Consider the following 16,049-nt stretch of genomic DNA (forward strand, 5'->3'; position numbering starts at 1 on the left):
AGGTGCCGCATGTTCAACTGGATCGTTAGATACAGCCTGCACAACCGGCTCTTCGTGCTGGCGTTCGCGGCGCTACTGCTGGCCTACGGGGCCATCACGGCGTGGCGGACACCGGTCGATGTCTTCCCTGACCTCAACAAGCCGCTGGTCACCATCCTCACCGAGGCCGGCGGCATGGCGCCCGAAGAGGTCGAACAGCTCGTCAGCTTCCCGATCGAGACGGCGCTCAACGGCATGCCGGGTGTGACCCGTGTCCGCTCCACCTCCGGCGTCGGCCTGTCGGTCGTCTACGCCGAATTCGACTGGGGCACCGACATCTATCGCAACCGCCAGCTGGTCGGCGAGCGATTGGCTCAGCTTCGTGGGCAGCTGCCAGGGGATATCACGCCCGTCATGGGGCCCGTCTCATCGATCATGGGCGAGGTGATGCTGATCGCGCTGCCCCTGCAAGTGGGTGAGGGTGCTGCCTCGCCGATGCAGGCGCGCGAGTACGCCGATTTCGTGCTGCGGCCGCGACTCCTCGGCATCGCCGGCGTGTCGCAGGTCATTCCTATCGGTGGCGAGGTGCGTCAGCTGCGCGTCGAACCCGACCCTGCCCGCATGGCGCAACTGGGCATCACGCTGAGCCAGGTCGAACAGGCGCTGCGCGGCTTCGCAGGCAATGCCGGCGGCGGCTTCATCGATCTCAACAGTCGCGAGTACCTGATTCGGCATCTTGGCCGGACCAACCGGCTTGAGCACCTGCAGGGTATGGCCGTCGGCTGGAAGGATGGTCGTCCGGTCCTGTTGCAGCAAGTCGCCCAGGTACGTTTCGCCGCCGCGCTCAAACGTGGCGATGCCGGCTACAAGGGAGCCCCTGCGGTCATCGTCAGCGTGCAGAAGCAACCGGCCGCAGACACGGTCAAGCTGACCCAGCAGATCGAGCAGGCGCTCGGCGAGCTCAAGGCCGGCCTGCCCAAAGGCCTGGCCGCCCCCAAGGTGCTGTTCCGTCAGGCCGACTTCATCCAGGCCTCGATCGGCAACGTCACCGAAGCCTTGCGCGATGGTGCCGTCATGGTGGCCATCGTGCTATTCGCTTTCTTGCTCTCGGCTCGGACCACGCTGATCTCGTTGCTGGCCATTCCTCTGTCACTGGCCGTAACGGCCCTGGTGTTCCGCCTGCTGGATCAGTCGATCAACGTCATGACCCTGGGCGGTCTCGCCATCGCCATCGGTGAGCTGGTAGATGACGCAGTGGTCGACGTCGAGAATATCTTGCGGCGCTTGAAGGAGAACCGGCTGCTGTCAGCACCGCGACCGCTGCTGGAAGTCGTGCGCCAGGCCAGCGTTGAAGTGCGCTCAGGCATCGTCTACGCAACTGTCATCGTCGTGCTGGTGTTCGTGCCGCTATTTGCCTTGCCCGGCATCGAGGGACGCCTGTTCGCCCCGCTGGGCATCGCGTACATCGTGTCCATCCTGGCCTCGATGCTGGTGTCCATGACAGTCACACCGGTGCTGTGTACCTACCTGCTTCCCGGAATGAAGCGACTGGACCATGGCGACAGCCCGCTGGTCGCAAAGCTCAAGGCCTGGGACGCGCGCCTGCTGACCTGGTCCTTTCCGCGCGCCAGACTGCTGATCGGCACGTCCGTCGTGGCGGTGGTCCTGGCTGCCGTCAGCGTTCCCTTCTTTGCTCGGGCCTTCCTTCCGGCCTTCAACGAAGGCTCGCTGGTGCTGTCGCTGATGTTTAACCCGGGTACCTCGTTGTCCGAGGCGAACCGGATGGGATCGTTGGCCGAGCAACTGATCGGACAGGTGCCTGAGGTCACGCAGGTGGGCAGACGTACCGGACGTGCCGAGCTGGATGAGCATGCCGAGGGCGTGCACTCGGCGGAGATCGACGTCGACCTGCGCCGTAACGGCAAGCCGGTCGACCGCGAGGCCGTGATGGCGCAGATCCGCGCGCAGCTCGCCTCGCTGCCAGCCCAGGTGGCCATAGGCCAGCCGATCTCTCACCGCTTGGATCATCTGCTTTCCGGCGTGCGCGCGCAGATCGCGCTGAAGATCTACGGCGACGACACCGATACCTTGCGCGGTCTGGCCGAGCAAATGCGCGGCAAGCTGGCTGCCGTGAATGGGCTGGTGGACCTGACGGTCGAGAAGCAGGTCCTGATCCCGCAGATCATGGTTCGCATCGACCAGGATCGGCTTGCCCAGACCGGCCTGCCGCCCGGGGAGGCCGTCCGCATGCTGCAGGCCCTTACGGACGGAGCTCACGGCGCGCAGATCGTGGATGGCCCGCGCCGCTACGAACTGGTGCTTCGCCTGCCTGATGACCAGCGCAGCCCACAGGACCTGGCGCGCACGCTGGTGGACACGCCGGCGGGGCGCCTGCCGGTGTCTAGCTTTGCCACCGTCGAAGAGGCTGATGGTCCGAATCAGATCGGGCGCGAGAACGGGCGCCGGCGCATCGTGGTCTATGCCAACACCGACGGCTCGGACATGGGCCGGGTCGTCGCCGACATCCGCAAGATCATTGCCGATACGCCCTTGCCAACAGGTAGCTTCATCAGTCTGGAGGGGCAGTTCCAGGCTCAGGAGCAGGCCACCAGCCAGATCATCGGTTTGTCGCTGATCTCGCTGGCCATGATGTTCCTTGTCCTGTATTCGCGCTATCGCTCGGCGGTGCTGGCCGGCGTCATCATGGCCAACATCCCGCTGGCTCTGATCGGCAGCGTGGTGGCGATGTGGCTGTCAGGTGTCACGCTGTCGGTGGCCACGATGGTCGGCTTCATCACCTTGGCAGGCATTGCCACGCGCAACGGCATCCTCAAGATCAGCCACTACATCAACCTGTGCCGGTTCGAAGGAGAAACCTTCAGCCAGGCGATGGTGGTGCGCGGCTCCTTGGAGCGCCTGACGCCTGTGCTGATGACCGCGCTGGTGGCGGCCTTCGCGCTGACGCCGTTGTTGCTGGCCGGCGATGCGCCGGGTAAGGAAATCCTGCATCCGGTGGCGGTGGTCATCTTTGGCGGGTTGGTCAGTTCGACGTTGCTCGACACGCTCTTGACGCCGCTCCTGTATTGGCTGTTCGGTCGCAAGCCGACCGAACGGCTGCTGCGCGAGTCCGACGAAGCCGTCGCGGAACCACAAGCCCGCGAAGCCTTCTGATCCCCGGAACCGAAGGGCCTGGCGGTGCCGCCCCCAAGCGCACCGCACCTCGAATGGAGACTGAAACGATGAAGATGAAGCAACTGATCCAGATCGCCGCCCTGACCATCGGAGCGCTGACCCTCAACCAGGCGATGGCCCATGGCGCCGGCAAGCCACTGCACGGCGGCATCGTGCAAGTCGCCAACGACGTGAATTTTGAATTCGTCGTCGAGTCCGATGGCGCCACGATCTACCTGGTGGACCACGACCAGCCGATGTCCTCGGCCGGCATCTCCGGCAAGCTGACGGTGCTGAGCGGTAGCAAGAAGACCGAAGTCGACGTCAAGGCGGCCAACGACAACAAGCTGCGCGCCCTCGGTGTGTCGATTCCGGCAGGCTCGAAGGTGGTGGCCGTACTGAACAACGTCGAAGGCAGGACGGTCACGGTGCGATTCAACCTCAAGTGATCGGCTAGGCCATGAGCAGCATCAGCCTCCGTGCACCCGCCGTACGTGGTGGGGTGCTGGCCTTGCTGGCAGCCATGCTCTTCGGAGCGAGCACGCCGTTCGTCCAGTACTTCGGCCGTGGGCTGGGCGCGTTCACGACCGCCTCGCTGCTGTATTTCGGCGCTGCTGTCATTGGCCTGCTCCTGCGTCGACCAGTCGAGCAGGAGGCGCGGCTGCATCGAGGTGACTGGCCGCGCCTGATGTGGGTGGCCGCCTTCGGTGCCGTGGTCGGACCGGTTGCCCTGGCCTGGGGGCTTCAGCGCACCAGTGGTGCCGGCGCCTCGCTGATGCTGACGCTGGAGGCGCTGTTCACCGCTTTGCTGGCCTGGCGCCTCTATGGCGAAGTCATGGACAGGCGGGTTTGGTTGGCCATGCTGGCATTGCTCGTTGGCGGGGTCACCCTGGTGCTGGATCAGGGCTCCCTCGGCGGAACGCGCGTCCAAGGAATGATAGCTGTCGGACTGGCAACGGCCGCCTGGGGCATGGACAACAGCCTCTCGCGGGCGCTGGCTGAGCGGGACCCTGCCCAGGTCGTGATGGCGAAATCGGCGCTTGGTGCTGCGGCAACCTTCTGCCTCGCGCTGTTCGCGGGCGAGCCCCTGCCTTCGCCGGCCACCGCGGCTGCGCTGCTGGCCATCGGCGCCAGCGGATACGGGCTGAGTCTGCGCTTGTACTTGCTTGCCCAGCGCGCATTCGGTGCGGGGCGCACCGGGTCGGTGTTCGCGTTTGCTCCGTTCGTGGGCGCGTTGATCGCTATTCCGATGGGAGACCGCTTGGTGACCCTGGGCATGGTCATCGGCGGCAGCCTGATGCTGATGGGCGTACTGCTGCATCTGGCGGAATCCCATGCGCACGAGCATGAGCATGAGGCCGTCGAGCATGAGCATGCGCACCGTCACGACGACGGACATCACGACCATGTCCACGACCCGATGCCGACTGGCTCGCACAGCCATCGGCATCGGCATGCACCGGTCCGGCATTCCCATGCCCATATGCCGGACGCACACCATACACACCGGCACTAGCACCATGGCTCACCCCGCGATGGATCAATGCAATGCGTCGTTGAAAGGCTTGCGAGATGCCTGTTTCAGCCATGCCGCAAGGGTACGAATCATCGACCTTGCTAAACGATGTGTCGACGCTGCGAGCCTTCATGGGGTGGGTGCTGATAGGCCTGCTCGTGGTCGCAGTTGCTATCGGCATTTGGAGCGAATTTGCGAGGCGGCGGGCGCGTCGGCGCGGCGTCTCAAGGGAGGCCGCAAGGCGTCCGAAGCGCAAGCGCCGTGCGCGCGAGCGCTAGCGCGCTCAGCGCCTCCTTCAAGGCTTGAATTGACCGCTCAGCATGTAGCGCGAGCCCGGATGCACAAGGCGCGCAATCGTGATCGGCACGCCGCCCCGCTCCGTGCTGCGCACGATGACGAGGCAAGGCTCGTCATGCCTCAGTCGCAGCAACTGAGCCTCTTGCTCGCTGGGCAGACCCGCCTCGATCGAGTACTGGGCCTCCCAGAGTGGTGCAACCTGCAGAAGGTAGTTCGTGGGCGTGACCTGCGTGAAGTCGACACTCAGGTAGTCAGGTGCACATGCCGGATTGACGTACCGATCCTCGCATTGGAGGGGCACGTCGTTCTCGAAATGCACCATCAGCGTATGGAAGACAGTCGATCCCGTTTGGATGCCGAGCCGCGTGGCTACGGCAGCGCTGGCGCGTTCCCTCTTTGCGAGGTGAATTTCGGCCCTGTGCCGATGACCGCGCGAGAGGATTTCCTCGTGGAGGTCGCGGATCGTCAATGTCGACGACACCCGGGAAAGTTGAGCGGCGAAGGTGCCAATTCCCTGAACGCGATCAATCAGCCCCTCAGCCTGCAATTCGCGCACTGCGCGTGTCACCGTCATTCGGCTGACCTCGAACTGCGCCACCAGCTCAGACTCGGAAGGCATCAGTGTTCCAGTGGGCCAGCGTCCGGCGGCGAGGCCTTCCTTGAGGAACCTCTTTACGCGAACGTACGGCGCAGTTGGAAGCGATGTACGGGCGGCTGTAGTGGTGTCTTTGCGCGGCATCGGCAGATCTTAGTGCGGCACGGCATGTGGCTTCGAGTCGCCATGCGAACAAACGATCGCGCGCGGTTACCACAAGTCCAAAAAAACCACTTGTATACGCTTGCATATACCTGTCTAGTCAAGTAGATTGGTAACTCCAAGAGGCTTCTTCCAAGAAGCATGTATGTCCCACTCGGCCAACGTCCATCAAATCGTTGTCCCCTGCAGATTGAGGGCGCCGCGCCATCGGGTGCGCGGATGCGAGAGCGGCGACATTCGAACCATGTACCGCATGGTTTTTGCGCGCGACTCGTCTTCGATTCCGGAGGGCATCGAGGCGTCGTACTGATCGAACCGACATGTCCCCACGTGGGCCTCGATCAAGCCGCTCGGGCTTTGATTGCTGGGTACCTCTGGATAGTCTGGTATGTGAATTGCTAATGAGTCAGGAGCAGGCGCGCGTCGCATGCCGAAGCGGCGAAGTGCAGGTGATCGGGTAAGTGTTCGGTAGCAGTGGCCCATCGTTGCGATGACGGGCCGTGGACAACATTTTTGGAAGGTTGATCGATCATGTCGAGAAGAATTACCAAGACCGCGATTGCCACCGGAGTGTTCCTGCTTTGCGCAGGTGCACAGGCGCAGCAGAACGAACAAGGGGCGACCACAGATTCAGGCGCCGCACCTGGATCGGCGCTGGAGCGAGTCCAGATCACGGGCAGTCGCATCAGCCTCAGGCAGGCACAGATCTCGGGAGTTGGTCCCGTCACGGTCATCGATGCCGAGGCCATCCAACGCACAGGTGCGATTTCCGCTGAGATCCTGCTGCAGCGCCTGCCAGCTTCCGCCGGCACGGCGGGCAACCAGACAAGCGCCTATTGGACGAATGGAGGCTGGGGCACGTCGCAAGTCAATCTACGCGGCCTTGGCGTCAATCGCACGCTCGTGCTGCTGAATGGTCGTCGAGTTGTCAACGGCGGCAATGGCGCCAACAGCTCGGTGGACCTGAACATGATCCCCGTTGCGATGATCGAACGCATCGAAGTGCTCAAGGATGGCGCCTCAGCGGTGTACGGCGCTGATGCTGTCGCCGGTGTCGTCAACATCATCACCAAGAACGCAATGAGCGGCGGCGAGGCTTCTGTGCGCTATGGCCAGACCTCACGCGGCGATGGTGCCGAGTCTTCGGCCAGCCTGGCCTGGGGCATCCAGGGCAGCGCCGGCTCGCTGATGACCTCGGTTAACTACGCAGAGGGTGATGCCATCAACATGGCGACGCGCGCGCCGTGTGGCCTCGGCGAGACGGCAGGCAAGCTCGACTGCGTGGGCAGCTCGGCAACGATAGGCGGCCGTGCGCTGCTGGCCAATGGTCAGCGCGTGAACTTCAGCCAGGCCCTGCCACCCAGCAACCCCGCTACCTACGAGCTCTATTCGGCTGCCAAGCATGGGTACAACGGCAACCCGATGCTCAATGCCGTGAATCCGATCAAGCGCATCGGCCTGAGCACCTTCGGTACCTTGAACCTCAGCCAGGACACGCAGCTCTTCACGGAGGTGCTGTTCTCGCACCGGGCCTCGGACCAGCTTGCAACTCCCGGCTCCCTGGGTCAGTACCGGCCTATCACCATCTCTGCCACGCATCCCACCAACCCGACGGGCCAGAACTTGACCCTCGAGCGTCGGCGGCTTGAGGAGGCCGGACCGCGGATCATGTCGCAGGAGGTGGATACCTTCCGCTTCGTGTCGGGGCTGAAGGGCAACATCGGCAAGCAGTGGGACTGGTCGGTGGCAGTGAACTGGGGCCGGACCAAGGGCAGCCAGAACACGACCAATGTTGCCAACAACGACCGTGTGGACCTGACGCTGGATCGAACCAAATGCAGCACAGCCGCCGGGGCAGCCATCCCCTGCGCCAACTACCTCGGCTACGGCAACATCACGCCCGCCGTGCTGAAGTACATCATGGCCACCACCGTCGACAGCGGTGGCAACGACCAGAAGAGCGTCAGCGCCAACATCAGCGGCGAGCTGTTCGAGTTGCCGGCCGGTCCGATCGGCTTTGCCTCTGGCGTCGAGGTTCGGCGTGAGGCGGGCTGGCTCAATCCGGACAACCTCACCGTGATCGGTGCGGCCAACACGATTCGCCAGGACCCGATCGCAGGAAAGTACGAAGCGAAGGAAGTCTACGCAGAGTTCTCGGTGCCGCTGCTCAAGCGCCTGCCGATGGTCGACTCGCTGATCTTCAATACCGCAGCGCGTTTCTCCGACTACAGTCAGTTCGACTCGAAGAGCACCTACAAGGCCGGCCTCGATTGGCAAGTGATGCCGGGCCTGAAGATGCGCTCGAACTTCTCGACGGCATTCCGCGCTCCGAACATCCCGGAGCTCTACGGCGGCATCTCGCAGGGCAACCTGACGACGAGCGATCCGTGCAATAACTGGAGCAACCTACCTGCTTCCTCTATCGTGGCGCAGAACTGCCAGGCCTCCGGCGTTCCGGCCGGCTACAAGCAGTTGGGCAACACGGTGCTGACGACGACCGGTGGCAATTCCAAGCTCGAACCGGAGGACGCCAAGACGGTCACCGCTGGCATCGTCTGGACGCCGCTCAAGTCGCTGACGCTGACTCTCGACTACTACAGCATCAAGATCAGCAATGCGATCCAGAGCGTGGCCGGCTCAACCAAGCTGGCAACCTGCTACAACTCTCAAGGTCTGAGCCACCTGTTCTGCACCCCGGCGAACTTCACCCGCAACAAGACGACCGGCGAGATCGACTTCCTGTCTTCGCAGCCGGTCAATGCGGCTGACGAACGGATCTCGGGCTTCGACATCGGCGCGCTGTACGAGTTCCGCACCGGTGCGGCCACGAACACCCTGAACGCCGAAGTCTCTCGGCTGAAGAACTATCAGGTGGTCCCGTTCCCGGGCGCAGCCGCCATCGACTACACGGGCAAGATCACCGGTGGCCGAGGCAGTTACGCGAAGTGGCGCTCGCTAGTCTCCCTGACGTCGGCGCTCGGCCCCTGGTCAGGGTCCTACACGGTCCAGTACATCGGCAGCGCGGACGACATCAATGCTGCGCCCACCGACATCGGTGCCAAGGTCCCCGCCATCATGTACCACTCGGCGCAAGTGAAGTACGCGTTCGACAAGAAGCTCGAGCTGTCAGTCGGTATCGACAACCTGTTCGACAAGAAGGCGCCGTTCGTCAAGTCGTACACCGACGCCAACACCGACACCATGACCTACGACCTGCAAGGCCGTCGCTGGCACCTCCGCGCCGGCTATCGCTGGTAAGCGTCGAACCTCTCCGATTCCATCCCTGCGGCGGCGCGTCGACGACCAGGTGCCGCCACTCATCACACCCTGTCATCCAAAGGACAACCCATGAAGCTCGCAGTCTCTCTCCTGGCACTTCTTCTGCCCTTGGGCGCTCTCGCTCACGGCGACGACCACAAACACAAGGACGACAAAAACAAGGCGGCCATTCTCGAGAAGAAGACGGTGCCGGCCACGGCTGCTGTCCCCGAATACGTTCAACTGGCCAAGAACGTCGAGGTCATTCCCAATATCGAAAACGCGGTCAAGTCCTCAGGCGTCTTGACACATGAAGGCCTGTTCGGCCCGCTGCTGTTCGCCGAGCAGACGCGCGCCTTCTTCATCGAGCTGAAGCCCGGCATGTTCCTGGGCGAGCATCCCCACGATCTGGGCAGCATCATCTACACAGTGCGCGGCAAGTGGGTTCTGGCCAGCGAGGGCAAGCGCCAGGTCATGGAAGCGGGTTCACTGTTCCGCTTCGGCGACAACATGCCTACAGGCTGGGAGGCTCCGTTCGGCGAAGGTGCCTTGCTGCTCGTCGTGAAGCTCAAGGGCAAGACCACCAGCTATGAGAACTTCAACAGCGGCCTCAAGACCATGGCGGTCCAGCTCGAGAAGGAGCGCAAGAGCGGCATCCCGTTCTACTTCAGCGAGCTCAAGCCCGATCATCCGGCCGTGGTCTTTGCACGTAGCGTCAACCCGAATTTCGACGCCGTTCTGAAGAGCATCAAGAAGTGAGGGGCAGCTGCTCATGAAGAAGTCATACCACCTTCTTGCGGCCTTGGCCGCCGCCCTGGCGCTGGACCTGGCCAGTGCGCAGGGAGCGGCCCAAGCACCCTCCGGTGGGGCCGCTTCCAAGCCCGTGGCCTGGAAGCGTGTCGAGGCGATCGACATTGCCGCCTTCAACAAGGATCTGGTGCCGGGCAAGCCGACCATCGACGTTGCGGTTTACTACCCTTCGAACTTCGACCCGGCGTTCAATAAGATGACCTTGCCGCGCATGATGGAGAGCATCCAGTCGGCCAAGGAGATCTTCAGGCCCGCAGGAGTCCAGCTCAATCTGCTCTGGGTCAAGACGGGTGCGGTGAACCCGAGCTTCCTCTCGATCCAGGCGAACGAGATACCCCGGGTTCCAGAGACCGAGTACGCCAATTCCTACGAGTCGATGCGGCGTCACCCGTCGCAACTGACTGATCTGGCGCGCAATGCTTTCGAGAGCATCGTGGAGCCGGACAAGGACAACACGCGCACGATCTACCTAGTCGCCTTGCAGGATGTTTTTTTTCCGTTCCTCGAGGTCTCGGAAGGGCGGAACTGGACGATCAAGATGGTGCGGACCGGCGGCCTCTCGTTCCCGACCTACTCGTACCACAACACCATGCCGGCGGCGCTGCGTGGCGTCATCACCATCACCAACCTGTCCCGTCCGGATCGCTATCGAAGGACGGTGGCACACGAGATCGGGCACAAGGTGATGAACGTCAGCCACGAGTACAAGACGACCGATCCCGCACACGAGGTCTATGCCGAGGGCGGCCTGATGCTCTACGGTCAGGGGGAAGACATTCCCGGCGGCGCCGAAGGGCGCTGGCATCTTGAGCGCCTGCACATGTCGCCATTCGTCTATCGGCTGGGCAGCGACGGCAAGAAGCAATGGAACCCCGACTACAAGGAAGGGGGCCACTACTACGACGCGCTCTATGGTGACAAGGTCATCCGCTTCGGAGGCCAGCCAAAGATCGGCGAGAACTGGTGACGAAGAAGAGGGATGGCCGCCTGCGGCCTTCCCGGTCGGCCACGCCCTCGAGCGGGGTGGCCAGCCTGAATAGCAACGACATCGACGGGAATCCGATATGAAGTCATTGGTAGTGCGAGGTGCCGCCGCGACGCTATGCGCGTGGCTCGCTTGACTGCCGACGCCCAACCCCAATCGAATCCACTGCCGGGCTCTGGCCCGCCTAGCCATCGACGGCGACGAGGTCGTACTCCGGCTGGTTGGCGTCGTACTGGATGGACACGTCTCACCCGCAGCGCGCGAACTGCGCCGCCGCGAAGGACTCGCCTGCCGTGGCCATCTGCCAGGACCTCTTCATGTTGTTCTCCCCGAGATGCCGCGGCCAGTCTATCGACTCGCATGTAGAGCCAGGGCCTCGCGGAAGCCTCCGCCACTGACGACAGAACCACCCCAGTTCCGGGTCTCGGGAGCCGCTGCTTTGCCAGGTGGGGCCATGACCGCTTCGTGGCACTTAACGTGAACTCGGCGTCCGAGCTCGAACGACGGCTCTCGCTGCATATGTGTCTTTGAACGATAGAACTAGCGTAACGTGTCCAAGCCGCCAGAGCGCTCCCAAACCGCTTGACTGACACGGCGGCAATCTTCAAGAGCCATCATTCCAATATGGCAACGATGTCGCGGAATACCGAGCGTGTGAGCAAGCCACTCGTAGGCATCCGAGCGCGGCAGCAGCATTTGCTGCCACACGGGGTCGAACGCTTTGTGGGCGGCGAGCCGTCCATGGTCGAACAGCTTGCCCTTATGCAAGCCCGGTGATCTGCACCACCGGTGCATAGCCGGGTTGGACAGGCGGTGTACGCACCTCAACGACCGCAGCACCTGCCGTGCCACAGGTCAGGAACAAGCTGACGGCCACTGCAAGGCGCATGGTTACTCCTTGGGGCATGGGCGCGTGTGCTTCAGCGGGACTTCGCGGCGAGGGCAGTCAAGCGCTTGGCCAGCTCAGCGTGCCCGCTGCCTGCGGCGAAGTCCGCAGGCGTTCGACCGTCTTCTGATAGCGCCGCCACATCTGCCCCGAACATCAGAAGCATGGCAACGATAGGCATCGAGCCGGCGGCTGCGGCCTCATGGATCGGCCGCAGCAAGCGCTGCTGCGTCTGGTCGGGGTCGGCACCGCTGAGCAAGAGGGTCTGAAGCATGGCCAGATCTCCGCGCGCGATAGCCGAGTGGATCGGTGCGACTCTCAGCGTGTTGTTTGAGCGAGTGCGAACGTTGGCCCCCGCATCGATCAGCACCTTGGCCACCTCCGGCTGTCGGAAGAAGACGGCCAATCCCAACGGCGAGAACCCATCCGGGGACAGCTGGTCGACGTTCTGGCCGAGTGTCAAGGCCTTTCGAACCTGGGCAACCTCGCCCACGATGCACGCTTCGAAGAAGGACAACGTGGGAGCGGCCTTGCGGAGTCGTTCCACCAGGGCCGGCCGCTCCAAGTAGGCCGCCTGAGTCAGCGCGGTGGTGCCGTCGGGCAGCGGTGCTGTCGCGCTTGCGGGGTTGGCCTGCAGAAGCCGGTCGATCGTTTCGGTGTCGTTGGCGCGAACTGCCTTGAGCAACTCTTCGGCCTGGCTTGCAAGGGCACCCGTGCTGATCACGAGCGCCAACGCCATGGCCAGGGCTTTGAAGTGGCGGGCCCTCACGATTGGGCCCCTGCGGCAGCGGGGGCCACACTCGACATCAAGGCCAAAGGCCTGTCCTCGTTGTCCTTGAGAAAGGCCATCCACTCTTCGGTGCCGCCCGCATGCTTGTGGATCATGTGCGGCGCGTTGATGAACTCGATGCCCCGCTCCTGGAGCGATGCGGTGGCGGCGTGAATGTCGGATACACGGAAGTAGATGATGGAGTTGACGTCCCCATCTCCCTCTGACAAGAAGAGGCGAACGCCACCACAGTCGAAGAAGGCGAGGTTGCCAAAGGCATACAAGAACGGCAGGCCGAGTACCTCGCCGTACCAGCGCTTGGCGTCCTCAATGTTGGAAACGCTTCGCGAGATTTGCCCGATCGGGCCGAGTTGAACGTTCATGGGTGGCGACTTTCCGGGGCTGGGCAAGACGCTGGACCTGGCCACACCTGACCATTGCATCAGTGCCTTGCGGTTGCTAAGTCCCAGCTTCTGCAGCGCGTTGGCGACGTGGTACTTCACGGCATCCAAGCTGACCCCTTGTCGGCGCGCAATGTCAGGGTTGCTGAGGCCATGACGCACAGCCTCGACCACCCGCCACTCCGCAGGGGTGAGCTGATCGGGGAATGGAGGGCGGCCTCTGGTGTGCGTCATGGAACTCACTCTAGGGACCGAAGCACCGAATTACCCTACCCGACGAATTGCAGGATCACAGCCAGTTTCCAATCTTGGCACGAAAACGAAAGGCGTCAGCCGTTCCCGCGTGGACTGTAGGGCGCGCCGCAGTGCACCGCTTACGCGGCACTCGCAACCCCAGTCGGCAGCGCCGACTGCACGGTCAACTGCACTCCCCCAGGCGCTTGAGCGAAGTAGATTCGCTCGCCGTGCGCGTCCGTGGGCCCAAGGAGCTCCAGCCCTTCAGCTCGGGCTTTGGTCGCAAAGGCGTCCGCGTCGTCCACCACGATTTGCAACATGGTGCACGCCGGAATCTCGGGCGACGCGGTCCAGGCCTCGATCCAACTGTCTCCCGCCGGGAAGATCGCGCCGGTGAAGTCGTCGTCGTTGGTCGTGTCGTTGCAATCGCTCATCTCGCGCCGATTGAGACCGAGTTTGTCCAGAAAGCCGGCCAGGGCCGCAGCCTCAGGGTGAACGATGCAATGCCGGATTGCCAAGGTCATCATGCTTGCTCCTGGAGATGAGTTGCAACGAGGGAAAAGACGTTCAGCGCGGGCCGATCCAACGTCCTGGATTGCGTTTGCGTCCCAGCCAAAGCCCAGCGGCCAGCGCGGCGATCCCGCCAAACGCATCCGGCAAGGCGTGATGACTGAAGGCGATCAGCACCAAAACAGCCAGAACCATGTTCTGACTGCCTGCGAGGTGGGGTTGTTTCGGCGCGAACGATCCAAGTACCAAACCGGCCGCCACTGCGGCGCAAAGCGAGAGCCCCATGTTCAACCAGGGCCCGGTCAAGGACGAATCGGGCTGTACTGATACCCAGCCCAAGGCCGCCGTCCTCAACGCCGGTGGCACCAGGAACATCAGGCTCGCACAACCCGCCAGAAGGGCGCTGAGCTGCAGCCGCGAGGCATGCGTTCGGTGGCATTCGGCTTGGTAATGCCAAGCCACGCCCAGCACTTCGCGGGCCATGGCCCATGCCTGTGTGGCGTCGTTTGAGTCCGCGCGCTCGGGCATGGACTCCTTCAGGTCTGCCTCGATGCACTCCCGCAAGTTCGATGGCAAGGCCAACAGTGCCAATCGCAACATGGCCCGGGCCATCAGGTGCGGCGCGGAGCCAGCCACGGTCAGCCTTGTTCCAGCCCCAGGCCCGCTGCAAGCGACTGGGTGCGTTGGAGAGACGCCTGCGTGGCCAACCGCCCCTCAGGGGTCACTTCAAAGATTCGCTTGGCTTTGCCTCCGCGGGCCGCCGTTGGCTCGCCCATCCAAGATTGCACTAGGCCCTTATGCTCCAGCCGGTCCAAGGTCACGTACACAGCCCCCCGCGATACGGGACGCGCCGTGCTGCGCTCCAGTTCGTCGCGAACGGACACGGCGTAGGCTGACCGACCTTGCCGCAGCACGCTCAACAACACCAAGAGTTCGAACTCGCCGATGCTGGCGGGAGCAGTCACGACTTAGCTTTCACCGCGCGATTCGCAGCAAACCAGCCAACGATAGGCATCAACACCATTGATGCGACGACTGCCCACATCGGATGCGGCACTGTCCACAGCGTGAGCCCGGTTGCGCCCCACAGGAACAGTGCGGCCACGACGCCTGGTGTGGCGCGGCCGCTACCGTTCCAGCGACCAGCAACCCACGCACTCACTGCGGCACCAGCAAGCCAGCCGATCACCACGACCAGGATGATGCTGCCAGAGGCCTCCGCAGGCTTGGGCGCCTCGGCACTTCCCCCGAGCGTGTGTCCAGCTAGCTCGAACAGCGAGATGGCGATCGCCCCCGCGAACACGCCAAGGATGGTCGACAGCACGGGATGTCGGACCCAATGTTGAGAAGCTGCCATTGGTAACTCCAAGTATTGATTACTTTGTAGGCAATATAGGGCGTATGGCGTTTCGGCGCAAGAGTGCTTGTCAGAGCGAAGAGCAGCCGCGCAAGCGAGACAAACGCGCAATCAAAGCAGGGCAGTGCTGCGCGCGACGTAAGGGGGGATGTCTCAGGCCTGTAGCCAACGTCCAAGACGTGAACGGCAGGCTACAAAGCACGAGCGATTCTGCACAGACTGGTTCAGGCTGAGAGCCGTCCGTCAACCCTTCTTTGCCCAATGGCCGCTTTCACCCAGGATCGGTCCCTTACCCCAACCGGTGGAACCGGTGATGTTAGAAGTCGGACGGAGCAGGATGCGGCGATCCAGAAGGAGGGCGCAGCGCTTGCGGCTGTCACGCCACTATCTGTTTCGTTGTGATCGCCGCAGCCTTTTCAGATCTCCGTCTGTTCCGAGATCTCGAGGGAGTCATCGACTTCGATCCCAAGGCATCGGACAGTCGACTCCAGCTTGGAGTGGCCAAGCAGCAGCTGCACCGCGCGGAGGTTTTTGGTGCGCCGGTAGATCAGGGTCGCCTTCGTCCGGCGCATGGAGTGCGTACCGTAGTCCGCTGGATCGAGTCCCAGTTCCTTCACCCAGTGCCCGACGATGCGAGCGTACTGACGCGTGCCCAGGTGCGGCGACTCGTGCAACCGGCTGGGAAAGAGGAAATCCTCGCTTCTCAGGCCGGCCTGCTTGATCCAGGTTTGCAGGGCATCACGCGTGCTCGCAGTGATCTCGAACTGCACGGGGCGCTGGGTCTTGTGCTGCATGACGATGGCGCGGGAGGCCATCTGGTCGCCATGGCACACATCCCTCACTCGAAGCGCCACCAGATCGCACCCGCGAAGCTTGCTGTCGATGCCCAGGTTGAACAGGGCGAGCTCGCGAACTCGTCCTTGCATCTGCAGGCGAACGCGAAGCGCCCAGATGTCTTTCAGCTTGAAGGGCGCCTTTTGTCCGACGATCTTGCCCTTATTCCACGGCTCGCGAGACGCGTTGCCATTCGACATGCTCATGATGGTCTCCCATCGAGTTGATGGGCATCAGAGCATGCGCCGATGGGCGAATGATTCAAGCTGCCATTTGGAGTGCGAA

16 protein-coding genes are annotated in these 16,049 nt (G+C 63.0%); 6 read left to right on the top strand and 10 right to left on the bottom strand.

All coding sequences use genetic code 11. The features are described 5' to 3' along the window. Window positions 1-9 precede the first annotated feature (9 nt). From V3596_RS20915 to V3596_RS20925, 3 genes are all read left to right on the top strand, one after another. Complete coding sequence (locus V3596_RS20915; RefSeq protein ID WP_334279776.1) at window positions 10-3,150, top strand: efflux RND transporter permease subunit; 3,141 nt, start codon at window positions 10-12, stop codon at window positions 3,148-3,150. A gap of 68 nt (window positions 3,151-3,218) precedes the next feature. Next, window positions 3,219-3,599 (top strand): hypothetical protein, encoded by a 381-nt coding sequence (locus V3596_RS20920; RefSeq protein ID WP_334279777.1) that lies wholly within the window; start codon window positions 3,219-3,221, stop codon window positions 3,597-3,599. An 11-nt stretch (window positions 3,600-3,610) separates the two neighbouring features. Beyond that, a complete protein-coding gene (locus tag V3596_RS20925) occupies window positions 3,611-4,666 on the top strand; it encodes a DMT family transporter (RefSeq protein WP_334279778.1) in 1,056 nt (351 codons plus the stop codon). A 295-nt stretch (window positions 4,667-4,961) separates the two neighbouring features. Here the strand turns inward: V3596_RS20925 and hutC are convergent, their stop codons facing one another. Further along, window positions 4,962-5,702 carry a histidine utilization repressor gene (gene hutC, locus V3596_RS20930; protein ID WP_334279779.1) on the bottom strand — a complete coding sequence of 247 codons (741 nt, stop codon included), beginning with the start codon at window positions 5,700-5,702 and terminating at the stop codon, window positions 4,962-4,964. 549 nt (window positions 5,703-6,251) lie between these two features. On the opposite strand from hutC, the gene V3596_RS20935 reads away from it, so the two are divergent. The 3 genes from V3596_RS20935 to V3596_RS20945 all read left to right on the top strand — a co-directional run bounded on the left by V3596_RS20935 (window position 6,252) and on the right by V3596_RS20945 (window position 10,755). After that, entirely contained in the window at window positions 6,252-8,978 is a 2,727-nt protein-coding gene (locus tag V3596_RS20935) for a TonB-dependent receptor (protein ID WP_334279780.1), read from the top strand. 90 nt (window positions 8,979-9,068) lie between these two features. After that, window positions 9,069-9,737: a cupin domain-containing protein gene (locus V3596_RS20940; protein WP_334279781.1), complete on the top strand. Its 669-nt coding sequence runs from the start codon at window positions 9,069-9,071 to the stop codon at window positions 9,735-9,737. 13 nt (window positions 9,738-9,750) lie between these two features. Further along, on the top strand, window positions 9,751-10,755 hold the full coding sequence (locus V3596_RS20945; protein WP_334279782.1) for a zinc metalloprotease: 1,005 nt from the start codon (window positions 9,751-9,753) through the stop codon (window positions 10,753-10,755). 558 nt (window positions 10,756-11,313) lie between these two features. Here the strand turns inward: V3596_RS20945 and V3596_RS21775 are convergent. The 9 genes from V3596_RS21775 to V3596_RS20980 form a co-directional block, all read right to left on the bottom strand. Then, complete coding sequence (locus V3596_RS21775; protein WP_416384005.1) at window positions 11,314-11,568, bottom strand: zinc-finger-containing protein; 255 nt, start codon at window positions 11,566-11,568, stop codon at window positions 11,314-11,316. Next, window positions 11,534-11,662, bottom strand: coding sequence for a hypothetical protein (locus V3596_RS20950; RefSeq protein WP_334279783.1), 129 nt, complete (start codon window positions 11,660-11,662; stop codon window positions 11,534-11,536). The genes V3596_RS21775 and V3596_RS20950 overlap by 35 nt, the downstream gene beginning before the upstream one ends. A gap of 31 nt (window positions 11,663-11,693) precedes the next feature. Continuing rightward, window positions 11,694-12,398 carry an ankyrin repeat domain-containing protein gene (locus V3596_RS20955; RefSeq protein WP_334279784.1) on the bottom strand — a complete coding sequence of 235 codons (705 nt, stop codon included), beginning with the start codon at window positions 12,396-12,398 and terminating at the stop codon, window positions 11,694-11,696. Window positions 12,399-12,424: 26 nt separating this feature from the next. Beyond that, window positions 12,425-13,063: a LuxR C-terminal-related transcriptional regulator gene (locus V3596_RS20960; RefSeq protein WP_334279785.1), complete on the bottom strand. Its 639-nt coding sequence runs from the start codon at window positions 13,061-13,063 to the stop codon at window positions 12,425-12,427. A 140-nt stretch (window positions 13,064-13,203) separates the two neighbouring features. Next, window positions 13,204-13,590 (bottom strand): VOC family protein, encoded by a 387-nt coding sequence (locus V3596_RS20965; protein WP_334279786.1) that lies wholly within the window; start codon window positions 13,588-13,590, stop codon window positions 13,204-13,206. 40 nt (window positions 13,591-13,630) lie between these two features. Further along, window positions 13,631-14,209 (bottom strand): hypothetical protein, encoded by a 579-nt coding sequence (locus V3596_RS20970; protein WP_334279787.1) that lies wholly within the window; start codon window positions 14,207-14,209, stop codon window positions 13,631-13,633. A 2-nt stretch (window positions 14,210-14,211) separates the two neighbouring features. Further along, a complete protein-coding gene (locus tag V3596_RS21780) occupies window positions 14,212-14,538 on the bottom strand; it encodes a PadR family transcriptional regulator (RefSeq protein ID WP_416384006.1) in 327 nt (108 codons plus the stop codon). Next, window positions 14,535-14,930, bottom strand: a complete 396-nt coding sequence (locus V3596_RS20975) for a hypothetical protein (RefSeq protein ID WP_334279788.1) — start codon at window positions 14,928-14,930, stop codon at window positions 14,535-14,537. Before V3596_RS20975 ends, V3596_RS21780 begins: the two co-directional genes overlap by 4 nt. A gap of 416 nt (window positions 14,931-15,346) precedes the next feature. After that, window positions 15,347-15,970, bottom strand: a complete 624-nt coding sequence (locus V3596_RS20980; RefSeq protein WP_334279789.1) for a tyrosine-type recombinase/integrase — start codon at window positions 15,968-15,970, stop codon at window positions 15,347-15,349. Window positions 15,971-16,049: the final 79 nt, after the last annotated feature.

The sequence above is a fragment of the Roseateles microcysteis genome (assembly GCF_036880965.1).
Classification (GTDB): Bacteria; Pseudomonadota; Gammaproteobacteria; order Burkholderiales; family Burkholderiaceae_C; genus JAUASW01.